This window comes from Leeuwenhoekiella sp. ZYFB001 (assembly GCF_011784865.1).
Taxonomy (GTDB): domain Bacteria; phylum Bacteroidota; class Bacteroidia; order Flavobacteriales; family Flavobacteriaceae; genus Leeuwenhoekiella; species Leeuwenhoekiella palythoae.
In genome coordinates, this window is record NZ_CP050460.1 from 802,037 (window position 1) to 825,411 (window position 23,375).

The 23,375-nt window shown below is 39.9% G+C and carries 22 protein-coding genes; 11 read left to right on the forward strand and 11 right to left on the reverse strand.

Annotation, left to right across the window (positions count from 1 at the left end):
• Window positions 1-257 precede the first annotated feature (257 nt).
• A complete protein-coding gene (locus HCN54_RS03375) occupies window positions 258-1,706 on the forward strand; it encodes a dicarboxylate/amino acid:cation symporter (RefSeq protein WP_167596533.1) in 1,449 nt (482 codons plus the stop codon).
• 127 nt (window positions 1,707-1,833) lie between these two features.
• On the forward strand, window positions 1,834-2,958 hold the full coding sequence (locus tag HCN54_RS03380; RefSeq protein WP_167596534.1) for a lamin tail domain-containing protein: 1,125 nt from the start codon (window positions 1,834-1,836) through the stop codon (window positions 2,956-2,958).
• Here the strand turns inward: HCN54_RS03380 and HCN54_RS03385 are convergent.
• The 4 genes from HCN54_RS03385 to HCN54_RS03400 form a co-directional block, all read right to left on the reverse strand.
• The gene (locus HCN54_RS03385; RefSeq protein ID WP_240924941.1) at window positions 2,938-3,600 is read right to left on the reverse strand and encodes a haloacid dehalogenase type II; all 663 of its coding nucleotides are present in this window, start codon (window positions 3,598-3,600) and stop codon (window positions 2,938-2,940) included. The genes HCN54_RS03380 and HCN54_RS03385 overlap by 21 nt on opposite strands.
• 2 nt (window positions 3,601-3,602) lie before the next feature.
• A complete protein-coding gene (locus tag HCN54_RS03390; protein WP_167596535.1) occupies window positions 3,603-5,498 on the reverse strand; it encodes a mucoidy inhibitor MuiA family protein in 1,896 nt (631 codons plus the stop codon).
• A 153-nt stretch (window positions 5,499-5,651) separates the two neighbouring features.
• Window positions 5,652-6,050 (reverse strand): thiol-disulfide oxidoreductase DCC family protein, encoded by a 399-nt coding sequence (locus tag HCN54_RS03395; protein ID WP_167596536.1) that lies wholly within the window; start codon window positions 6,048-6,050, stop codon window positions 5,652-5,654.
• 172 nt (window positions 6,051-6,222) lie between these two features.
• The gene (locus HCN54_RS03400; protein ID WP_167596537.1) at window positions 6,223-8,400 is read right to left on the reverse strand and encodes an endonuclease MutS2; all 2,178 of its coding nucleotides are present in this window, start codon (window positions 8,398-8,400) and stop codon (window positions 6,223-6,225) included.
• A gap of 173 nt (window positions 8,401-8,573) precedes the next feature.
• Between HCN54_RS03400 and HCN54_RS03405 the strand changes: the two genes are divergently transcribed.
• Window positions 8,574-9,239: a uracil-DNA glycosylase gene (locus HCN54_RS03405; protein WP_167596538.1), complete on the forward strand. Its 666-nt coding sequence runs from the start codon at window positions 8,574-8,576 to the stop codon at window positions 9,237-9,239.
• 152 nt (window positions 9,240-9,391) lie between these two features.
• Here HCN54_RS03405 and HCN54_RS03410 read toward each other — a convergent pair whose 3' ends face one another.
• The 7 genes from HCN54_RS03410 to HCN54_RS03440 all read right to left on the reverse strand — a co-directional run bounded on the left by HCN54_RS03410 (window position 9,392) and on the right by HCN54_RS03440 (window position 15,733).
• Window positions 9,392-9,553 carry a hypothetical protein gene (locus HCN54_RS03410; protein WP_164916946.1) on the reverse strand — a complete coding sequence of 54 codons (162 nt, stop codon included), beginning with the start codon at window positions 9,551-9,553 and terminating at the stop codon, window positions 9,392-9,394.
• 89 nt (window positions 9,554-9,642) lie between these two features.
• Complete coding sequence (locus HCN54_RS03415; RefSeq protein WP_167596539.1) at window positions 9,643-10,494, reverse strand: substrate-binding domain-containing protein; 852 nt, start codon at window positions 10,492-10,494, stop codon at window positions 9,643-9,645.
• 1 nt (window position 10,495) lies between these two features.
• Window positions 10,496-12,550, reverse strand: a complete 2,055-nt coding sequence (ppk1, locus tag HCN54_RS03420) for a polyphosphate kinase 1 (RefSeq protein WP_167596540.1) — start codon at window positions 12,548-12,550, stop codon at window positions 10,496-10,498.
• Window positions 12,551-12,619: 69 nt separating this feature from the next.
• The gene (locus tag HCN54_RS03425; protein WP_167596541.1) at window positions 12,620-13,492 is read right to left on the reverse strand and encodes a nucleoside phosphorylase; all 873 of its coding nucleotides are present in this window, start codon (window positions 13,490-13,492) and stop codon (window positions 12,620-12,622) included.
• Between the two features lies 1 nt (window position 13,493).
• Window positions 13,494-14,429: a DUF1835 domain-containing protein gene (locus HCN54_RS03430; RefSeq protein ID WP_167596542.1), complete on the reverse strand. Its 936-nt coding sequence runs from the start codon at window positions 14,427-14,429 to the stop codon at window positions 13,494-13,496.
• 16 nt (window positions 14,430-14,445) lie between these two features.
• Complete coding sequence (locus HCN54_RS03435; RefSeq protein ID WP_072984751.1) at window positions 14,446-14,778, reverse strand: translation initiation factor; 333 nt, start codon at window positions 14,776-14,778, stop codon at window positions 14,446-14,448.
• A gap of 4 nt (window positions 14,779-14,782) precedes the next feature.
• The gene (locus HCN54_RS03440; RefSeq protein WP_167596543.1) at window positions 14,783-15,733 is read right to left on the reverse strand and encodes an isopenicillin N synthase family dioxygenase; all 951 of its coding nucleotides are present in this window, start codon (window positions 15,731-15,733) and stop codon (window positions 14,783-14,785) included.
• A gap of 221 nt (window positions 15,734-15,954) precedes the next feature.
• On the opposite strand from HCN54_RS03440, the gene HCN54_RS03445 reads away from it, so the two are divergent.
• The 8 genes from HCN54_RS03445 (at window position 15,955) to HCN54_RS03480 (ending at window position 23,366) form a co-directional block, all read left to right on the forward strand.
• The gene (locus tag HCN54_RS03445; protein ID WP_167596544.1) at window positions 15,955-17,955 is read left to right on the forward strand and encodes a thiamine pyrophosphate-dependent enzyme; all 2,001 of its coding nucleotides are present in this window, start codon (window positions 15,955-15,957) and stop codon (window positions 17,953-17,955) included.
• A gap of 146 nt (window positions 17,956-18,101) precedes the next feature.
• A complete protein-coding gene (locus HCN54_RS03450) occupies window positions 18,102-18,260 on the forward strand; it encodes a DUF1328 domain-containing protein (RefSeq protein ID WP_072984756.1) in 159 nt (52 codons plus the stop codon).
• A gap of 26 nt (window positions 18,261-18,286) precedes the next feature.
• Window positions 18,287-18,772: a lipocalin family protein gene (locus HCN54_RS03455; protein ID WP_072984758.1), complete on the forward strand. Its 486-nt coding sequence runs from the start codon at window positions 18,287-18,289 to the stop codon at window positions 18,770-18,772.
• A gap of 85 nt (window positions 18,773-18,857) precedes the next feature.
• On the forward strand, window positions 18,858-19,559 hold the full coding sequence (locus tag HCN54_RS03460; protein WP_167596545.1) for an OmpA family protein: 702 nt from the start codon (window positions 18,858-18,860) through the stop codon (window positions 19,557-19,559).
• Window positions 19,560-19,697: 138 nt separating this feature from the next.
• Window positions 19,698-20,822: an NAD(P)/FAD-dependent oxidoreductase gene (locus HCN54_RS03465; RefSeq protein WP_167596546.1), complete on the forward strand. Its 1,125-nt coding sequence runs from the start codon at window positions 19,698-19,700 to the stop codon at window positions 20,820-20,822.
• Window positions 20,819-21,535 carry a methyltransferase domain-containing protein gene (locus HCN54_RS03470; RefSeq protein ID WP_167596547.1) on the forward strand — a complete coding sequence of 239 codons (717 nt, stop codon included), beginning with the start codon at window positions 20,819-20,821 and terminating at the stop codon, window positions 21,533-21,535. The genes HCN54_RS03465 and HCN54_RS03470 overlap by 4 nt, the downstream gene beginning before the upstream one ends.
• The gene (locus tag HCN54_RS03475; RefSeq protein ID WP_167596548.1) at window positions 21,496-22,563 is read left to right on the forward strand and encodes a type III polyketide synthase; all 1,068 of its coding nucleotides are present in this window, start codon (window positions 21,496-21,498) and stop codon (window positions 22,561-22,563) included. Before HCN54_RS03470 ends, HCN54_RS03475 begins: the two co-directional genes overlap by 40 nt.
• Window positions 22,557-23,366 carry an SDR family oxidoreductase gene (locus HCN54_RS03480; protein WP_167596549.1) on the forward strand — a complete coding sequence of 270 codons (810 nt, stop codon included), beginning with the start codon at window positions 22,557-22,559 and terminating at the stop codon, window positions 23,364-23,366. Before HCN54_RS03475 ends, HCN54_RS03480 begins: the two co-directional genes overlap by 7 nt.
• Window positions 23,367-23,375: the final 9 nt, after the last annotated feature.

Sequence of the window (23,375 nt, forward strand, 5' to 3'; positions counted from 1 at the left end):
GTTATATGCAAAAGCTTCAGTTAATCACTGGAGCTTTTTTTTTGACGCGGTCAAAGGGTTATACTCCCTCAAAATTGAAATAGGTTTCGAGCGTTTACCTTGTGCGTTTACCACTAGAGGGTGAACTTAAAATCTTCTTATTTATTTTTCGACAAAATCAAAGATTTACTAACAATTCCGCATCAAAAGCGCGCGGAAGCTTACACTAGATAGGGATTTTGTTTATCTTTCAGCTCAAAGTAACAATGCACTTATTTATGAAGAAAATCGCACTACATTGGAAGATAATTATTGGTCTCGTTCTCGGTATAATTTGGGCCTTAATTTCTAGCCAATTAGGATGGAGTCAGTTTACCATAGATTGGATCGCTCCTTTTGGAAAGATCTTTATCAATCTTCTGAAACTCATTGCGGTTCCGCTAGTGCTTTTTTCGATAATAAGTGGTGTTGCTAATCTAGGTGATCCCGCAAGTTTGGGTAGAATGGGAGGGAAGACCTTGCTCGCCTATCTGGTAACAACCGTGCTAGCGGTTGGGATGGGGTTATTTCTCGTAAATCTTATTGGCCCTGGTAAACTAGTTGATGAGCAAAGCCGAATTGACAACCGTATCAGTTATGAGATTTGGGCTGCCGAAGAAGGCTATGTAATCAAAGACGGTATCAATTACTTACAAGATCCTGAATTTATGGATCGCGCGCGGGAGATTTCAGACCTTACTAAAAGCGATCTGAAAGACGCTTCGATGAATGATAAAATGCAGGCCGCAGATGCTACCAAAGATGCCGGACCATTGCAGCCGTTAGTTGATATTGTACCAGATAATTTTTTCAGTTCGCTGGCAGATAATGGCTTGATGCTTCAGGTCATTTTTTTCGGTCTATTTTTTGGGATCAGTATGCTCTTTATAGATCAGAAAAAAGTAGCACCGGTCACTAAAGCAGTTGATGGTATTATGGAAGTCTTCTTAAAAATGGTCGACTTTACTATGCAAGCTGCGCCATTTTTCGTATTTGCCTTGCTTGCCGGTGTGGTCAGCCAAATGGCCGGTAACGACATTGGTAAAGTGGTAGAGATCTTTAAAGGCCTGAGTTGGTATTCGCTCACTGTTTTTGGAGGACTAGGGCTTATGATCTTTGTGATCTACCCACTGATCTTTAAAATATTTGTGAGAAAAGTTTCGTATTTCGGTTTTTTCAGAGCGATGGGACCTGCACAAACCTTGGCGTTTTCAACCTCGAGTAGTGCAGCGACACTTCCCGTAACTATGGAATGTGTTGAAGACAATCTAGGTGTCGATAAAAAGGTGACCAGTTTTGTATTGCCCATTGGTGCCACAGTAAATATGGACGGTACCTGCTTGTATCAGGCGGTGGCCGTGGTTTTTCTTGCGCAGTTGCATATGATTGACCTTACCATTGGCCAACAACTGACTATCGTATTAACTGCTACTTTAGCGTCTATTGGGTCAGCAGCAGTACCTAGCGCGGGCTTAGTGATGCTTATAATTGTATTGGAGTCTGTAGGTTTAAATCCGGCGTGGATTGGTATTATTTTCCCGGTAGACCGTATTCTTGATATGTGTAGAACAGTTGTAAACGTTACTGGTGATGCTACGGTTTCTTCGGTGATCGCTAAAGGTGAAGGGATGTTCAATTACAATCCTAACAAAGAGCCTGATGCTGCTTTTGATATTGATGAAAAATAGTAATGCATTGATTCTCAGATTATAATTTGTTTTGGTGTAGATTTTTTCTAATTTAGATTAACCCAATCTACTGTAAGCTGTCCCCTATCAGCAGCTTGACTTACCATTTAATTTTAAATGTGTAAGTATGAAAACATTTTTACTCTTTTTACTTTTCGGAAATTACTGCCTTTATGCGCAAGTAGGGATTGGTACTACAAGTCCTAGCGAATCTTCTATGCTAGAAATTAACAGTGAAGCTTCAGATGGAAGTTTTAAAGGGTTGATGCCTCCACGAGTTACCGTGGCACAACGAGATTTGATCAATCCTACAGATGCAGATACCGGGTTGATGGTTTTTGTGAACGACCCTGATGCTTCTATTTATGGATTGCAGGTTTACAACGGAACCTTTTGGGAAAATATTTATCTACTTCAAAACTCTGTCCAGCCCACTGAAGTATCTTTTACGATAACGGAAACTTCGCAAAGCGAAAGTGATGCAGCAATTGACTTAGAGTTTAACATCACTAATCCTTCAGCAACTAACGGACTCACACTAACTGTTGCGGCATCATCGTATGATGATTTGGTCGAAACTACCGCTCAAGTAATTACGATTCCACCGGATACTCAGGTCTTTAACGCTACCGAAGTCTTCACGTTGGTAGATGACACAGAAGTTGAGGGTAATGAGCAGATCTTATTTTCGATAACCAATGCGAGTGGCGGCTCAGGCGCACCAACAATTGGTGCTAACTCTGCTTTTGATCTTACTGTAGTGGATAATGATGTAAACCTTTGGATTAATGAGATTCATTATGATAATTTAGGAGGTGATGTTGAAGAACGTGTTGAAATTGCTGGTTCTGCTGGGATAGATTTAACAGGATATAGTATTTACCATTATAATGGATCTGGAGGAACGATTATTTCAACTGAAAATATATTAGGAATTATTGTAGAAATTTCTTCGGGAATAGGGGTTAAAAATATAGACTTTACCAGTCTACAGAATGGTCCTGATGCTCTGGCACTAGTTGACCCTTCAGGTAATGTAATTCAATTTTTAAGTTATGAGGATGAAGTGATCGCAACAGAGGGGCCTGCAGCAGGAATGACTTCTATACTATTGCCAATTTCTGAAGAACCTGCAGTAACTATTGGTTTATCCATGCAGCTTACAGGAGCGGGTAATCAATATACTGATTTTACTTGGACTTTAGCTCCAGACACCATAGATGCTATCAACTCAGGTCAAACGTTCAACTAACTCATTTAAATCCTTACAATCGTAAGTGGGCTGTTCTGCAAGGGGGTATTTGAATTTTCCATCACGAGCAATAAAGCTGGTTTGAAGTCCGGCGCGTTGTGCACCGGTGATATCCCAACCATGGGCTGCGACCAACATAGCATTTTCGGGATCAACTTGCATCTCGCTGAGCACGTATTGATAAGGTTTTGCATTCGGTTTAAAAGCTTCGGCTTCATCTACGCTAAAAATGCGATCAAACAATGGTGCTATTTCGGCAAAATTTAATTGTTCTTTTGCAACTTGACTATTTCCGTTAGTTAAGGCCACTAAAGTGTATTTATTTTTCAGCTTGGCTAAAGCTTTAGCAACATCGCTATGTGCCGGAAGCTGTGTAATCAAACCCAGAATACTGTCAATTTCTTCTTCCGCCAGCACTTTTTTGTATTTGGCCGCAGTCATTTTAAACGTGGCTTTGGCGATCTTACTAAAATCTTGATGTTTTCCACTTACCGTTTCCACTAAAGAATAGTGTAACAGCGTGCTAAACCAAAGCTCAAAAGCATGCTCATCGCTTAATACAGCATTTATTCGGCGTGCTAAGGGTTTTAGATCTAGAAGCGTTTCATTAACATCAAAAATAAGTAGTCGGGGTTGCGTCATAATTATAAGTTTATATAGCGGTCTTTAGGATAGCGCACTTCGTACGAGAAATTTTTAGTTGCTGAAGCTTTAGGAGCCAATTCTATTTTCCATTTAAGAATTCCTGTTTGTTCATCATAATCAGCATCAGCAGTTTCTTGGTCAGAGATTTTAATCTCCTTATTTTGAGAAACAGGTATGCGATCTTCTAGGAGCAAGTTAATCGTTGAGCTTTTAGAATTACGCACCGAAATTTCATAAGCATTTGTAACCACACGAGTGCCGCCTAATAAAGATTTGCTTTTAAAATTATCTTTTTTCTCGCGTTTGATAATAATGTTAGGATCGATGCCAAGAGAGATTTCAAGACTGTCTGTTGTAGCCAACGGACTGATAGCGGTTTTGCCTGCGTAGCTTCCTTCAAAATAAATATTGGCTTCGCCTTGCAGCAGATCATAGCGCTCCCAATCAGTCACGGTTGCGGTTAAAAACACATTCTCATTGAGCTCTGGTGCCGCGTAATGTTGATAGTTTGCGGGAAGGTTGAACGCATCAATCTCTATAGTCGTGATGTCTGAATTAGAAACGATCGTATAGCGCTTTTTGATTTCAAAACGGGTGTTTGTTAAACTTTCTTCCTTGGCCTGAACATTTTCATTATAGGAAGCAGGTTGAATTGCAACTCCAGCAGCTTTACCTGCCAAAGCTCTTGATACATCTGTCGTCTCATAGCCAACTACAACAACTTCCTCTAAAGCTTCCTGGTTAGCTTCTAATCGCACATTCATCATCGATGCATAAACCGGGATCGATTGGGTTTCAAATCCCACATAAGAATACCTTAATTCATTACCTCCAGAATTGTTGATGGCAATTCGATACTTACCATTAAAATCACTAGTTGTGCCATTAGTTGAACCGGTTTGAGCAATATTAACTCCCGGAAGCGGCGCACCTGAATCGTCGGTAACAATACCAGAAACACTTCTTACTGTAGGATTGTGTTTAAAATTATTTCGGCTTACCGCGCTTGAGCGCTTGTAATTTCTATTAACGAAATTGAGGTATTTAGGTTGCAAGTCGGGTTTTAGGTTATTAGTATTCGGGTCACCTGTAGACAACACGAGATTCACGTCGTCCCAATCTATGCCGCTTTGCTGGTAAACACTAGCTTTATAATTGAGTTCAATGGGATCTGCCGTATTGTTGGCGCGAATATCATAAAATGGAAACCAGCCTGCATTCTCAATATTATAAGAGAGTTCCATATTTAGATAAGAAGCGCTTTCTGCTTGAAGTTTTACGGTGATCTCGCCGCGCATTTCTTTACGAGAATCTTCAAGATTATTCATTTGCTGGCGATGATCATTAATATCGCGTTCCAAATCTTGCAACGCTCTTTTTTGTTTGTAAATCGTATTCTGAATTTCGGTGCTGCGTTGCCGATAATAGGTGCTTATTTGTTTGATTTTTTCTAAGGATAAATCGGTTTTATCGCTATTGATGCGCTGATTTTCTGAAAGCAATTTAAGCTCACGCTCGTAACCTTCAATCGTGCTTTGAATAGCATTTCTTTCAAAAAGAAGTTCGTCTAATCTCGTTTCTAGTGATTCATATTCTGCGGAAACATTTTTTTTATCCAGGTAATCCAGATTAAAAGCAATAGACAAAATACTAGCGTCTTTAAGGCCTCTCAGCTGAATACTGTTTTCAATAATATCTGGGGATAGATTGTCAAAAACGAGTTCGTTAACACCTGTTCTCAATTGTACCGAAGCACTACGTTCAATAGTTGCGCCTTGCAAAAACACAGTGACTTTTTCAATTTTAGAGTTTTGAGCGATCAGTGGTTTTTCTGAAGCGCTAAGAAGATTTGAGCAGAGCAAGGCTACAATGGCAAACGCGTAGTATATTTTCATAAAACGATATATTAAACGATCATCAAGTGCGATGGCTTAGTGATTGATCTCGTTGTGAGCAGGTTTTTAAATTGAATTGACCTAAATCAAAGTAGTTTAAATATAAGCGAAAAGTTTAAGCTAAACGCCAATAGTATTATTCATAGCAATTATTTAATCTAGAAAGCGAGAGCGCAACTCTGGAGTAGGAAGCATACAACTTTCTTTTTTGCCAAACCACTTGTAGCGGTTTGCAGCAATAAAATCATACACGCCATTTCTAATAAAGGTTGGGATGATCATAAAACCAAAAAGTAATGGATAACCCTGATTGAGATTTTTTGCAATGCGCAAGGCCGCCGAAGACTTCACAGAAACCTGATCGTTATCGATTAATACAATAGAATCAGTCTCTTGCGGATCTATATTGTGTTGAGCAAGCAGCTTTTTGCCGGTTTCCCCTTGTAGCGAAGCAAATTTGAAAATACCTTTAGGATCGTGCTTGATTATAAAATTGATAGCGCTGTTACATAAATTACAAACGCCGTCAAACAGAATGATTTTACCTTTCATAGCTACCGTTGTTTATTAAAATAAAGCACTTGAATCATAGCCAAGATCAACAATAGGTTAGCGGCAACACGTAAAATAAATCCAATATCTCTAAAGCTAGTAGTAAAAAGTATATTGAGAACCAGTAATAAGGCTCCTAGAAATAGTAATGATTTAGCTAGCCCGCGATTCATTATTTAGCTTTAGGTCTTTTTACAAATTCAAGCGTGTCAACGTCCACTTGGGTGGTAAACATACCATAATCTACAGTTGCTTTGCCTTTTTCAATTTTGTCGATACTGCCTACAGCTCTTCCGTCTGGCAGGCGTACTTGATCGCCAACTTGCAAGCTTACTTTAGGTTTTGCTTTTTCAATCTGAATTTCTTTCTGTTTTTCCTCCTTCTTCTTTTGACGGATTACTTGAACCTTCTTTTCTGCTTCTTGCTGAATGCGACGCTCCTTAGCCTTCTGAGCGCGTTTTTGTTTTGCATTCTGCCTTTGCCGTTTTGAATTCTCAATCTGAACCACTTTGTAGAGTTCGTCTAGAAGTAATTTTTTATTCTTATTGCTGAAAAACTTCTCGCTCAGATCATCTAGTTTTTGACCCAAATAGATCAAACGCTGGTTACTGTCGTAAAGCTCTTGATAGCTTTCTAACTTCTCCTGAATACGCGCATTGGTTTTATTCAGCTCTTGCTGTTGTTTTGCCGCTTCTTGCTCTTTAGTTTTTAAAGAAGTAGTGGTTTTGGCTAGCTTACTGCGTTCTTTTTGCAAGTTGGCTATACTTTTATCAAAGCGTATTTTACCCCGTTCTACTTTCTTTTTAGAGCGGTTAATCAGCGAATAGGGGATTCCATTTTTCTGTGCCACTTCAAAAGTAAACGAGCTTCCGGCCTCACCTACATATAATTTATAAAGCGGCTCAAGCGTGCGCGAGTCAAAAAGCATATTGGCGTTGGTGATCGCTTCGGTCTCGTTTGCCATCATTTTTAAATTGGCATAATGGGTTGTGATAATTCCATAGCTGTTGCGCTCGTAAAATACTTCGAGAAAGGTTTCGGCTAAAGCACCACCCAATTCAGGATCACTACCGGTACCAAATTCATCGATCAGGAATAAGGTCTTGTCGTCACATTTCCGCAGAAAATAGTTCATATTTTTCAGACGGTAACTATAGGTACTCAAGTGATTCTCTATACTTTGATTGTCACCAATATCCGTAAGAATTTTGTCAAAAAGGCAAAAACGAGAGTATTCGTGTACAGGAATCAAGAGTCCGCTTTGCAGCATCACTTGAAGCAAGCCCACGGTTTTTAGAGTAATACTCTTTCCGCCGGCATTGGGGCCGCTGATGACAATGATACGATTGTCTGCATCCAGTTTGATGTCCTGCGGATAGGTTTTCTCCCCGCGTTTTCTGTTGTTTAAAAGCAAGAGTGGGTGATAGGCCTCTTTGATCTCTAGTTCGCGATCTTTAGTAATTTTTGGCAGCACCGCGTCAAGCTTCTTGGCGTACTTTGCTTTTGCTGCAATGACGTCTATAGTGCTTAGCAGCTTTTGATACTCTTTTAATAACGGACTAAAAGGCCGCACAAAATCTGTGAGTGCTTTTAAAATGCGTTTAACCTCTTCCTGCTCATCATACAGCAAATTGTTGAGTTCGCGCTGATGTGACTGGGTTGCTTCCGGCTGAATGTAAACAATGCTTCCGGTTTTTGAATTCCCGAGGATTGAACCCTTTACTTTGCGTCTATGCATTGCAGAAACCGCCAGAACGCGTACATTATCTACAATTGACTCGCGTATTTCATCTAAATAACCATAAGAGGCGTAGCGCGATAGCGCCGAAGCAAAGCTGCTGTTGATTTTACCCTTTACCTCATTGATGGCCCTTCTGGTTTGTAAAAGTACCGGTGAGGCATCATCTTTAATTTCGCCATAGCGATCAACGATAGTATTGATCTCATCGGTCAAGGCAGTGGTATATTCAGTATCGCGAACGGTTTGATGCAGTACCGGAAATGTTTCCTGAAATTTTCTAAAGTATCTTAAGTGTGTATTTACCGTTTCTGAAAGGCTACCTATTTTTCTAAAACTACCCACCTCAAGCACCGTATCTTCTATCCCCAGCATCTTGAGTTCGTGATCAAGCGCATCAAAACCGTGATTAGGAATAGGCGTTTCGTGCGTATCAGCATTAATGTATTCCTGGGTTTGATCAAGAACAAATAGAGTCTTTCTATAATTGCGCTGAGGTGCCAGTTTTAAGGCTTTTACTTTGCCCATATCGGTGATACAAAGCGCACTCAATTGCGCACAAACCGTGTGGAATTCTAAATCTGAAAGGGTTTTAGGATGGATCTTTATCATAGTCTGCCGTCAAGGCTTAAGAGCTTAATTAGCTTTTTAACAAATTAAAAATGGAAAAGAGTGTGTAGAACACGATGTTCACTAGTCTTTAAACAGTCCTCTTGTATTTAATGAGTATTCTGCTTTGGTTCTAAAGCTCCTTTACCGACTTTTACTGCAAATTTAAGATTTTCATGAACGTTGACATACACCCAAGCTGGAAAGCACTTTTAGCTGAAGAATTTGATAAACCGTATTTTAAGGATTTGGTAGACTTTGTAAAAACTGAGTATACACAGCATACGTGTTATCCCAAAGGGAAAGATATTTTTAAAGCTTTTGATCTGTGTAGTTTTGATGATCTTAAAGTGGTCATCATAGGTCAAGATCCCTATCACGGTCCGGGCCAGGCGCACGGACTTTGTTTTTCGGTGCCCAATGGAGTTGCGCCACCGCCGTCATTGATCAATATTTATAAGGAACTTGAGACAGATCTAAGCATAAGTGCTCCTGCAAACGGAAATCTGGAGCGTTGGGCTGAGCAAGGTGTTTTGCTGCTTAATGCTACGCTTACCGTGCGTGCGCATCAGGCGGGATCTCATCAAGGCAAAGGCTGGGAGCAGTTTACAGACCGAGTAATTGAATTGATCTCAGAACAAAAAGAAAATGTGGTGTTTTTACTTTGGGGAGGTTTTGCAAAGAAAAAGGCTGCAAAAGTAAACAAGCAAAAACATCATATTTTAACTAGCGGTCACCCATCACCCTTAAGTGCAAACCGCGGGTATTGGTTCGGGAATCAGCATTTCAGCAAAACAAATGCACTTTTGCAGCAGCAAGGTCTAGTGCCTATACAATGGTAGTGATTAACCTCAATGCTAGTTCTCTAGTTGGTGTGCAGAAATACCATTTTAATTTCAAAGCAAGCCTAAGGATCAAGTTCTTTGGCAGAGCCAAATAAAAAAAGCAGCTTTCAAAAAAGCTGCTTTTCTAGATGTTGGATTTGAGGTCAAAATTAAGACGCTTTGTTAAAAGCTAAAGGCTGTCTTAAATCCTTTTGTTTAGGGGTTACATGCTTTCGTGGTTTTTCAGCCACCGGACCCCCTGCTACACTAAATTTAAATAACAAAACATTAATGATCAGCAGGGCACCCAAAATAATTAAAAATGTAACCATAGTTCAAAAATTTTGATTGCTCAATTAATTCGGGGGTAAAATTGTACATTTTTTTCCAGCTAATCGCTAAAAAAAAGATAAAACTTATATTAAATCTTTTTTAAATATTGTTGAGAATCAGACGTTTTATCGACCATATCCAGTTTTTTAAGGTATTTCAATACCAGATCGCGCTCAGAATTTTCTAATTGATTTTGAGACCAACTCGTTATCGATAACCACTTTTTAATGTCTTCTAAATTTTGCTGGTACCGCTCAGCAAGTTGTGTTTCTATACGGCTGAGGCCTTTAAACACACTTGTTTTTGCATTTATAACTTCTAAGACAATACGCAAAATTTCTGATTGATCTTCAATGGCTTTATCGGTGGCGGCAATCACAAAACTAGACCAAGGTGTGGGGAAATCTCCTACGCGTCTAAAGATTCCCTTATCGACTAAAGGTTTAGTCGTGAAGTGTTCCCACATAAAATAATCAGCATCTTTTTGAGCTAATGCCTCAACAGCAGTATCTATGTTGTTGACGACTACACATTCAATTTTTGAAGTATCCCAACCTAATTCATTGGCCTGTACGTAAGCCATCACGTGACTTCCGGAGCCGTATCTGCTTATGGCAGGACGCTTGTCTTCAAGATCTGCGATGGTGTGAAAATCACTTTTTGAAGCCACGTGAACTCCCCAGCGCAACGGACTAGAAACATAATTCTGAATGATTTTAGACGGATTTCCGTTTGCGATATCTTTGATAATCCCTTCGGTGAGAATGATGGCAAGGTCAATTTCATCATTGCGTAAAGCCGCATTCATAGCGCCGGTTCCTCCCGGAAATTCAACCCATTCTACGTGAATTCCTTTTTCGGAAAAAAGCCCTTCTTCAATACATAAATGAATAGGAAGATTAAAATGTTCTGGTACTCCACCAATACGTATCGTGGTCATGCTAGTGATTTTTAAGTTTTAGATAATCATAAATTTCATATTGCGACCGTATGCGCTTATCTCCAGATTTCTGTTTTACATATACATTACTTTCGGCTTCATCTTGAATTCTGGCTTTGACATTATCGGCGAGTTGAAGCACTAAAATATCTTTAAGTTCAGCAAACAGGTCTTTATCATAAACTGGCGTAAGCACCTCAATCCTACGGTCAAGATTGCGCGTCATCCAGTCGGCAGAGCCCATATACATTTGCTCATCGCCGCCATTATAAAACAGGTAAATACGGCCGTGCTCTAAATAACGGTCAACAATTGAAGTCATATATATGTTTTCACTTAAGCCTTTAACTCCCGGAATAAGGCACGTGAATCCACGTACAATTAGTCTGATTTGTACGCCGGCCTGACTCGCTTTATACAACAGCTGAATCATATCTGGATCTTCAAGACTGTTCATTTTTGCAGTGATCTGAGCCTTTTTACCGGCTTGTGCGGCTTCGATCTCATTATGAATGAGTTTCTCAAAAGTTCTACGCGTCGTAAAAGGAGAAATTAAGAGGTGTTTATTCCGTGGAATAATTAGCTCTCCCTCAAGCACTCTAAAAACGCGCCCCAGCTCTTTAGTGATTTTTTTATGCGCAGTAAATAAACCGTGATCACAGTAAATTTTAGACGTTTCGCCGTTAAAATTTCCGGTGCCAATATAGGCGTAACGTACCGGTTTGTCTTGCTCTTCACGAATGATCATCAAAATTTTTGAATGAACTTTAATCCGGGGATAGCTATAAATTACGCGGGCTCCTTGTTCTTCAAATTTGCGTCCCCAAGTGATGTTATTCTCTTCATCAAAACGGGCTTTGGCTTCAATGAAAATCGTTACTTTCTTTCCGTTTTTGATGGCTTTCAGCAGTGCCGAAGTAAGAACAGATTCATCAGCAACGCGATATAACGAAATTTTAATATGCGTCACAGCATCATCTGCTGCGGCTTGCTCCACAAAGCGTTCTACATAATTAAAACTCATAAACGGGAAGTGTACGAGTTGGTCTTTTTCGGCAATTGCTTTGAAGAAGTCCGGAGCTTTCTCGAGAGTGCGGTGTTTTATAAAGGCTTTGTTTTCGTAATGCAGCTCGGGGTTATTGGTAGGGTCTGGGAATTTAAAAAAGTCATTAAAATTGTGATAGCGTCCGCCGGGCATCATATCGATCTTCCCTAAATTTAGTAGTTTGCGCAAGCGCTTAGCTACCGGTTTTGGCATTGCTGCATCATAGAGCAACCGTGTGGGTTGTCCTTCCTGACGTTGTTCTAAAGATTTATAAATACGTTCGGCTAAAATTCCGCCTAATTCATCATCAATGTAAAGTTCGGCATCACGAGAAAGTTTGATCTCATAAACACCATCAATGGTTTCAGAATTAAAAATATTATGAATTTCGTACCTAATGATATCATCTAGAAATGTGATGTGATAGGTGCCTTCGACTTTTCCTAAATCTACAAAGCGATCGTTAGTTTGCGTTGGAATTTTTACAAAACCTATATTTTTTGAATCAGAAAAGGTTACGCATAGATACAAGCTCTGATTTTCAAGAAAAATCTCTTTTTCTTTTGAAGGATCAATGACTTTGGTTTCCAGATTATTCTTGATGTGTGCAATGAACCAAATGTTAGCCAATTGAGCCTGAATGTTAGTATACTGCTCTGAAGGAACCAAAACAATATTGTTCTTGGCAAGTTCAGGCAAGATTTCTTCATTGTAAATTTTACCAAAAGCCTCTTGTTGCTCTTTAACTATCGCGAGAATTTGTTTTACGGTTCTGTTAGGCTTCAGCGCAAGCTTTTTTCTGATGCTTTTTTCAACGCGTTTCATCTGGCGAAGCTGACTAACACGTACCCTAAAATATTCATCAAGATTTGAGGAATAAATGGCTAAAAATTTCATCCGCTCATAAAGCGGGTTGTTCTCTTTATCTTGAGCTTCTTGTAAAACACGAGCATTAAAACTGAGCCAGTTTAAATCTCTGTGAATTAAATTATCAGCCAGATCATTTTCCATATTTTGATAGGTTTTCTTCAAAAATACGAAAGCCCTTAACGGTCTGAATTAAGCTTTTGTTAAAAGAGGTTAGAGCAATGCAATACGGTCTAACGCGGCTATGATCATCTGATTTACGGTGTTGGCAGGATTTTTACTAAAAACACCGGTAGCTCTGTTGGCTAAGATCGCATTTACAGAAAGTGCCTGATGCCCTAGAAGTGTACTCAAGCCGTAAATCCCTGAAGTTTCCATCTCCAAGTTGGTAATGCGTTCTCCTTTGTGTTCAAAGGTTTCTAATTTATTATTGAGCGCGCTGTCTTCGGTTTTTAGTCGAAGTTGTCTGCCTTGAGGACCATAAAATCCGACATTAGTAGCTGTGATTCCTGTATAATGCGCTTCTGTTTTAAAATGCTTTAAGAGGGAAGCACTTGCCGAAACAGCATATGGAATACTTTTTTCCGGATTCCAATTGGTATGAGCAACAAAAGCTTGTTCAAGATCTTGATCTCTTACGGTTTTGCTTTGGTAAAAATGAAGTAAAGCATCAAAGCCCAAAGCTTTTTCGCTCAACAAAACCGCATCAACCGGAATATCTTTCTGGATAGAGCCACTAGTACCCAGCCGAATAATTTGCAGTGCGGTATGCTCAGGTTTAAGCATCTGCGTTTTAAAATCAATGTTGACAAGCGCATCTAATTCATTTAATACGATATCAATATTGTCTGTGCCAATTCCCGTTGAAATAACCGTGATTCGCTTGCCTTGATAAACACCGGTTGTGGTTTTAAACTCCCGCTTTTGAACAGAACATTCAATGCTGTCAAAATGTTGTGTAACCGTATCCACCCGATCTGGATCTCCAACGGTGATTATGGTTTGCGCGATTTGATGGGGTAGGAGGTGAAGGTGATAAATGCTACCATCTTCATTGAGTATAAATTCAGAAGGGGCCAGCGTCATTCTAGCTGTATTTTAAAAGTTCGTGACTTGCAGGATTGTATAAAAAGGAATATTTGTGAGTTCCGCCATAGGTAGATTGATCTTTTACAATATCATAATAATTCTCCGATCCTTCCAGCACGTTTTTACCTTTGGTATTTAAAACTAATTTGCCCTCGTACATTCTAAAAAAGGGCTTTAGCGCCTTGATCATTCTGCTGATTTGCATATCGCCGTAGCCGTAATAACCTTGATAGTTTAGAACAAAACCGCAAAGTTGCTGCTTAGAAGTAATATCGTGTAGATCTATAAGTTTTAAAATATTAGTCTCAAGGGTGTTGAGACCGGTATTCTTGTTAGGAAAACGTTCAATATGTGCTCTGATGCAACTGGACAAATATTTGAAATTAGAGCTTTTTTTAATCTCTGCTTTAAGTTCTATGGGTTTCTCATCACAATACAACTGCCAGATGTGATGCGCAATTTTTAGATCTTCGGGAGCTAGTCTAATCTTCTTATCGTAATGCATAAAAAGCTGCTCGTCTGTTAACTCTGAAAGACCTTTTAATTGGGATTGTCCTTTCACCCAACCGCTACACACAATATAAATGGGCATAGCGCTCTTGTGCTGAATAAGATAACTTATCGCAGCCAGCATATTGATATGGCAAAATAAGTCAAACTCAAACCAAAGAATCACTTCGTCGTACGCGTTGATCGCATTTAGCTTCTTCAACTGACTCACGAATTTTTGCTCGTAGTCTGTTTCAGAGATTTTATAGGTTTCCTTGAGGAATTTCTTTCGCGCTGCGATAAATTCAGCTGAACCTACTTTTTCAACCGTAGGACCTTCACAAAGCATTTCACGCCAAATGACCAGATCACCGTCTAAATCTAGCGTGTTTAAACGATCAGTAAGACTGTCACCATTGGTGATATGCAATGTGTTTTTTTTCATAAGAAAGGGTTCTTAATTAGCCGCCTACACGTTTCACTTTAAAACCCTTGTCTTTTAAAAACGTCATGATTTTATCGCGATAATCTCCTTGAATTATTATTTGTTCTTTTTTAAAACTTCCGCCTACGCCTAACATTTTTTTGAGCTCTTTAGACAGAATTTTAAAATCTGAATCGGCACCGGTATAGCCTTCAATAATGGTAATAGGCTTTCCTTTGCGTTTTTCATATTTACACAGCAGCGGATCTTCTTGCATCCAGATCCCTAGATCATTAGGGTCTTCCTCGTGTTGATCCGGTTCGGGTTCGTGATCAGGAAATAAATTTTTGAGCTGGTCTTGTAAGTCCATTCAATTATTTTTTAATCAAGCCTATTTCAACAAGACGTTGGTGTAAAAATTCGCCTGCAGTAATATCAGGATAGGCTTTTGGATGGGTATCATCAACACATTCCTCTAAACAATTCAGCGGCATTTCGCTGCGCGGATGCATAAAAAACGGAATGGAATAACGCGGTGTATCCCACTGTTCTTTTGGCGGATTGGTAACGCGGTGAATCGTTGATCTTAGTTTATTATTGGTGTGACGCTCCAGCATATCACCCACGTTGATCACCAGTTCGTCTTCATTAGGAATGGCATCAATCCACTCGCCATCATTTCTCAAAACTTGCAGCCCACCTGCTGAGGCACCCATCAACAATGTGATTAAGTTGATATCACCGTGTGCACCGGCACGCACAGCGCCTTTAGGTTCTTCAGTAATGGGAGGATAGTGTATAGGGCGCAAAATACTATTGCCGTTTCTTGCCCATTTATCAAAATAAAACTCGTCTAAACCAATGTAAAGAGCCAAAGCGCGTAATACATAAATTCCGGTTTTTTCAAGCATTTTATACGCTTCCATCCCGGTTTTATTGAAGTTTTCTAGTTCTTTGACTTCAACATTTTCAGGGTATTCTTCGATCAAATTAGCATCAGCATCCGGTTCTTGACCAAAATGCCAAAATTCTTTCAGATCCCCTTCTTTTTTACCTTTAGCGTGTTCTTTTCCAAAAGAGATATAGCCGCGCTGGCCACCAAGACCGTCAATTTCATACTTCTGTTTTGTTGCTTCGGGAAGGTCAAAAAAGGATTTTACTTCACTATATAGAGCATCGACTAAAGCATCATCAAGAAAATGATTTTTTAAGGAAACAAATCCTATTTCTTCGTAAGCTTTACCAATCTCATCAACAAATTTCTGCTTCTTTGCTGGGTCTTCACTTAAAAAGTCTGCGAGGTTAACGCTGGGTATATTATTCATAATTTAGAGGTACATTCAATGTTTGCAATATGTAAAGATATTAAATATTTACGGCTCCAATTTTTAAACAATCCTTAAAATATAAGTCGCTCACTATCATTTGTGTATAAATTAAATTCTAGGGGCGAAATATATAAAAGCAGGTGAAGTTTAGGTGAAACATAAGCCTCAGTCAAAAAACAATTAGTTTTCAAAGCACCGGCATTGTATAAATTTAAAGTATGAATATAGAAGAAAACCTGCAGCGCGCATTACAGTCTTATGATTTGAACAGCGAGACTTTATTAAAACTGTATGAGCATGTGTTGCGACCAAGACGCATTGAAGAAAAGATGTTGATTCTTTTACGCCAAGGAAAAATTTCTAAATGGTTTAGTGGAATTGGGCAAGAAGCGATAGCTGTTGGTGTGACCTTGGCGTTGCATAGCGATGAATATATTTTACCTATGCATCGCAATCTGGGGGTTTTTACGAGTAGGGAAATTCCGCTGGATCGGCTTTTTAGTCAATGGCAAGGAAAATCTAATGGATTTACTAAAGGAAGAGACCGAAGTTTTCATTTTGGAACACAAGACTATAAAATAGTGGGTATGATTTCGCATCTGGGGCCACAACTCGGAGTCGCAGACGGAATCGCTTTAGCGCACAAGTTGAGCAATGAAGCAAAGATCACGGCTGTTTTTACGGGCGAAGGCGGTACCAGCGAAGGTGATTTTCACGAGGCTTTAAATGTAGCATCGGTGTGGGATTTACCGGTGCTATTTTGTATTGAGAACAACGGTTACGGACTTTCTACACCCACATCAGAGCAATACCGCTGTGAGCATCTGGCAGATCGAGCCAAAGGTTACGGGATGGAAAGCCACATTATAGATGGCAATAATATTCTTGATGTGTTTACAAAGCTCAGCACTATTGCGCAATCAGTAAGAGAGCGACCACGACCGGTTTTGATCGAGTTTAAAACTTTTAGAATGCGTGGGCACGAGGAGGCGAGCGGTGTAAAATATGTACCGGAAACTTTATTAGACACTTGGGCATTGCGCGATCCTGTGACTAATTTTGAATCGTATTTAATAGAAAAAGGCTTGTTAACCGAAGCTTTAAAGCACGATATTGAGGATAAGATTCATCAAGAAATTGAACAAGCTTTGCAAAAGGTTGCTGCAGAACTAGCTGTAAATGCTGATCTGCATACCGAACTCAACGATGTTTTTGCTCCAGTCGAATTTATCCAAATAAAACCTGGTGAGGCTACACAGCAGGTTCGGTTTATAGATGCCATTCAACTAGGGCTTCGTCAAAGTTTAGAGCGTTTTGAGAATCTCGTTTTAATGGGGCAAGACGTAGCTGCATACGGCGGTGTGTTTAAAATAACCGAAGGTTTTGTGGAGAAATTTGGGGTAGAACGCATTAGAAATACTCCAATTTGTGAGTCGGCAATCGTTGAAACCGCAATGGGCTTGGCCATTATTGGATATAAAGCCATAGTTGAAATGCAATTTGCAGATTTTGTAAGTAGTGGCTTTAATCCTATCGTTAATTATTTGGCCAAAAGTTATTACCGCTGGGGCCAATCGGCAGACGTGGTGATCAGAATGCCGTGCGGTGCAGGAGTAGGGGCAGGACCATTTCACAGCCAGACTAACGAGGCGTGGTTTACCCATACTGCCGGCCTTAAAGTCGTATATCCCGCTTTTCCATATGATGCCAAAGGCTTACTCGCAGCAGCAATAGAAGATCAGAACCCTGTGTTGTTTTTTGAGCATAAGGCTTTGTATAGAACCATTACTCAAGAGATTCCTGAAGACTATTACACCTTGCCTTTGGGGAAAGCTTCGGTGGTGCAGGAAGGCTCAAAAATCACACTCATTACTTACGGCGCTCCTGTGCATTGGGCGATAGAAGTTTTAAATGATCATAAAGATTGGTCTGTTGAGCTCATAGATTTGCGTAGTTTGATTCCGTTAGATTATGATACGATTAAAGCTTCCGTAGCAAAAACAGGAAAGGTTTTATTGGTGACCGAAGATGTACACTTCGGAAGCGTAACTGCTGATATTTCAGCCTACATTGCGGAGGAGTGCTTCACTTATTTAGACGCCCCGATCAAGCGATTATCAAGTTTAGATACGCCCATACCTTTTGCGCAGCCTCTTGAAAATCAGTACCTGGCAAAGCGTAAATTGGCAGAAGCTATCGAAGCATTACTTGCTTATTAATGTTAAAATTTTATCGGAATCAAAAGTGTGCAAACTATTCCTTAACGCATTTTAACAGCGCATAGTTAAACACTATTAATTCTAAAAAATCGACTGTGGCTTCTCTATATTTTTGGACTATTACTAACCAATAAATCTTAAAAATTATGTTGAAGTGGACAGTTATATTTATCATTATTGCGATCGTAGCAGCAATCTTTGGATTCGGTGGAATCGCATCTGGAGCAGAGAGTATTGCTAAAATACTTTTCTTCATTTTTATCGTTTTATTCTTGATTAGTTTACTTTCAAGACTATTTAGATAAAACTTAGTTTAATCAATATTTAATTTATGAAACGGATTATCACAGTATTGCTTTTAAGTGTGTTTTTGGTCTCTTGCGGAAGCAGCGATCAAGTTGTAAAACAATCAAGAAAAACCCTTAAAGGTTATTGGAATTTAGATAATATCAATTACAACAACGCTCCGGGAGTTTACGATGTGACGCTTTTTGGCGATGCTTCATCTGAGTGTATGGTGGGAAGTACCTGGAGGTTCATCCCAAATAACAACTTTGGTAATTATGAAATTACCGATGGAAGCTGTGCATTAGGCAAACGCTATTTTGTTTGGAGTATTCCCGCTCAAGAGAGTGCGACTTCTTATGATATTTTGCTAAAGCCCACAGATGAGAAAATGAAATCAACAATGAACAATGCCGGTTTTCGTTTAAATATCAACTATTTGTCTGATAACGAATTAACCTTTACGCAGACGGTTCAAGTAGATGGAAAACCATTTACGATTGTAATGAACTTTTCTAAAATCTCTGAATAAGTTTAATAAATTGATATGCTTTTAGATTGAACCTAAAACTTCAAGCTAAAAGCATATTTTTATATAAATTATCAATAAAACAATTATGAAAAATATACTTAAAAATGTTTCGGTACTTGCGATCGCTATCACGATGCTAACGGGATGTGAGGCCACAAGAAATGCAAATAATCAACAAAAAGGTACCGTAATTGGTGCAGCTGGTGGTGCTATTTTAGGCGCTGTAATTGGTAACAATGTTGGTAAAAAAGGCGACGGTGGTGAGCTGGGAGCTGTTATAGGTGGTGTTGTAGGTGGTGCTGCCGGTAACGTGATCGGTAAAAAGATGGATAAGCAAGCACAACGTATTGAGGAAGAAATTCCTGGAGCTGAAGTGGAACGTGTAGATGATGGTATCGTAGTAAATTTTGATGAGAATAGTGGGGTGTATTTTGCAACCAACAAGTATGACATCAACAGCGCATCTCAAGAAACCTTAAATGGTCTTGCACGTGTAATGCAAGAATATCCACAGACCAATGTTTTGGTAGTTGGGCATACTGATAGTACCGGTTCTGCAGATTATAACATGACGCTTTCTAAAAACCGTGCGCAAGCGGTTACTAACTATTTAGTGACGCAAGGGATTGCTTCCGGTCGTTTTACTACGCAATGGTATGGTGAAGAGCAACCAAAATATACTAACGACACTGCAGAAGGACGTTCTAAAAACCGTCGTGTAACTCTAGCAATCGTACCTAACCAAGAGATGGTAAACGAGGCTAAGCAAGAAGCAGGTGAAAATTAAAAAGCTTATACTAAGATTCCTTTTTTAGGATGCTTAATTGAGAGAACTCCTTACATTGGTTGATGTAAGGAGTTTTTTTATATGCCTAATCGTCCTAGGCTTGTCCTGATGTTGTTTAAATCGTAATTTGAATCTCGATTGAAAAAGTCGTTTAACATAGCAATTATTGGTGCAGGACTGGCCGGTTTAACTGCCGCAATTCATTTGCGCAAGTCTGGATTTGATGTCTTGCTTTTTGAGAAAGAGCACTATCCAAAACATAAAGTTTGCGGTGAGTACCTCTCTAACGAAATTTTACCGTATTGGAATTACCTGGGCGTTGATCCTTTTCAATGGGGCGCGGTCGCAATTGATCATTTAGCGCTGTCTGCGGTCAATGGAAACTCGCTTGATATTAAATTGCCTCTAGGCGGATTTGGTATAAGTAGATATCAGTTAGATCATCATCTTTTAGAGTACGCCAATAGTTTAGGATGCACCTTGATCGCTCAGACTGTTGAGAATGTTCATTTTGCTGAAAATACATTTTCTATATCAACTAAAGATCAGCAAGAGTTTAACGCCGATTTGGTGATTGGCGCCTTTGGAAAACGTTCTAATTTAGACTTTAAACTGGACCGAAAGTTTACAGCAAGTAAGAACAATTGGTTGGCGGTTAAAGCCCATTATGCTGGGGAAATTCGTTCAGATCAAGTGAGTCTGCATAATTTTAAAGGTGGTTACTGCGGAATTTCTAGGGTGGAAGATCATAAAGTAAATGTCTGCTATCTAACCCGTACCGAAGCGTTCAAACCTTTTAAGAATATTGAAACGTTTCAGCAACAGGTGCTTTGTGAAAATCCGAATTTGAATGACTTCTTTGCACACGCTCAACCACTTTTTGACCAACCCATCAGTATCAGTCAGATCGCTTTTCAATCAAAACCGAGCGTAGAAAATCATATGTTGATGTGTGGCGACAGTGCCGGACTCATTCATCCCTTATGCGGAAACGGTATGGCGATGGCGGTTATTTCGGCTAAATTAGCTTCAGAATGTATTGTTGAGTACGCTAATCAAGATTGGTCTCGTAGCGAACTAGAGCAACGCTATGAGCAGCTCTGGAAGCAAACGTTTATAAGTCGCTTGCGTGTCGGAAACCTGTTGCAGCATGCATTGCAAAATGATTCACTCACATCCACAGGAATACAAGTACTAAAATACTTACCAAAAGTGACACAAAAACTCATTCAAACAACCCACGGAAAACCTTTAAAAATTTGAAGTATCGCAAATTAACCCCGGAATTGATGGACGACCCCAACGTGGATGAAGCTACTTTAAAAGCCGCGTTGGCAGAGGTTACTCGTGTAAATAAATACTTGGGGGGTCAGCAAGTAACACTAGAGGGTTTGCGCTATTTTTTTGATCGGTTTCCACAAAAAAGTTACACCATTCTCGATGTAGGTTGTGGCGACGGTGCAATGCTGCGCAGCATCGCCAACTTGGCCAGAAAGCGCTCTATTGCTGTAAAACTGATAGGGATTGATATCAATCCTAAAAGTATTGCTTTGGCACAAAAACGCTCACAAGATTTTCCGGAGCTGTCGTTTCAAGTTCAAGATGTTTTTAAGCTGAATGAAACCCATCTGGAAATAGACATAATCACTTCAACCTTAACCATGCATCACTTTACTGATGCTGAAATTTTAAAGTTCCTAGCGCAGTTTTTAAAGTTGGCTAACTTAGGAGTAGTGATCAATGATTTACAGCGAAGTACGATTGCATATCGATTGTTTCAGGCGTATAGTCGTGTATTTATGAGAAGCGCAATGGCACGGCACGATGGTTTAATTTCTATAGAACGCGCTTTTACAAAAAACGAATTGCTATCTTTTACATCAAAACTCGGGGTACAGTCGTTTAGTATAAAATGGCGCTGGGCGTTCAGATATTTATGGATACTAGAAAATCAAAAGTCGCAATCGCAGGTGTAGCCAAAGCTGTCCCGCAATATAGCCGGGAAACCCAAGAGATTCTCCCGTTGGTCACCCAATGGATGGCAGGGCAGGAGGAGCGTTTTCAACGTAAAGTAAAAAAGATTTTTACCAATGCCGGGGTAGATAAGCGCTACAGTATTATGGCTCCCGATGAGGTATTTACCGCGACTTCTTTTGAGCATAAAAACAACATTTATAAACGCGAAGTAATCCAACTTGGAGAAGATGCTCTGCGCTCAGCACTTGAAAAAACAGGTTGGGAACCGCAATCCCTAGATTACATCATCACCGTGAGTTGCACGGGAATTATGATTCCGTCGCTTGATGCCTATCTCATTAACCACTTAAAGCTGAGACAAGATATTACCCGATTACCGGTCACCGAAATGGGTTGCGCCGCAGGAATTTCCGGGATGTTGTATGCTGATGATTTTCTAAAAGCCAATCCCGGTAAACGTGCTGCGGTAATTGCGGTCGAAAGTCCTACGGCAACTTTTCAGCTAGATGATTTTTCGATGGCTAATATTGTGAGTGCGGCGATTTTTGGTGATGGCGCGGCCTGTGTATTGCTTTCTTCAGAAGAACAGGCGTTAGGACCAAAAATCATCGATACCGAAATGTATCATTTTTACGATGCCGAACAGATGATGGGATTTGACCTGACAAACAACGGACTCAAAATGATTCTAGACAAATCGGTTCCGGAAACTATAGCAGCGCACTTTCCGCAGATTATCAATCCGTTTCTCGCTAAGAATAGCATAAGTATTTCAGAGGTTAATAATTTGGTATTTCATCCCGGCGGAAAGAAGATCGTTCAGACCGTGGAAAGCTTGTTTGGCGCTTCCGGAAAAAATATTGACGATACTAAAGAAGTTCTTCGCCTTTATGGCAATATGAGCAGTGTAACGGTGTTGTATGTTTTAGAACGTTTCTTAAATCGAAAAATTCCTGCCGAAGATTATGGATTGATGCTTAGTTTTGGTCCCGGTTTTTCAGCACAACGTATATTGTTACAATGGTAAATACTTTTGAATTTAATACCGAAGAAACGGCTAACAGCTGGGCGCTGATCTTGGGTGGAAGCAGCGGTTTAGGTTTTGCTTCGGCAAAAAAACTCGCCGCTAAGGGTTTACATCTTTGCATCGTGCACCGCACGCGCAGAAGCAAGCTCGAGGAATTTAACCATACGATTGAAGCTTTGCGCGAAACAGGAATTCAGATCGAAAGCTTTAATCTCGATGCGCTCAACCCGGCAACTATTGATAAGGTAAAAGATTTCTTTACAGATCGCAATGCTTCAGTAAAAGTGTTATTGCACAGTATTGCCAAAGGAAATCTCAAACCTATTTATGCAGAGGACGCTTCCGTAGCTAAACTTTCCGGGAAGGATTTTATACTTACTGCCGAAGCGATGGCGGTGAGTTTATACGACTGGGCGAGCGCATTTGCAAACGCTGGTTTATTTGAAGAAAACGGGAAAATCCTAACCTTTACCAGTGAGGGAAGTACAAAACCTTTGCCTAATTACGCGGCAGTTTCCGCAGCTAAAGCGGCTTTAGAGGCCATAATTCGCAGTTTAGCATTTGAATTGGCACCATTAAAGATCACGGCAAATTGTATTCAAGCCGGCGTAACCAATACCGAAAGTTTACAATTGATCCCGGGAAGTGATCAGCTCATTGCTCAGGCACTAGAGCGCAACCCGCAAAAGCGATTGACCACTCCGGAAGATGTTGCCAATGTGGTGTACTTGTTGACCAAACCCGAAGCCAACTGGATCAACGGAGCGGTGATTCCGGTTGATGGCGGAGAACATTTAAGATAATTAAGAAAA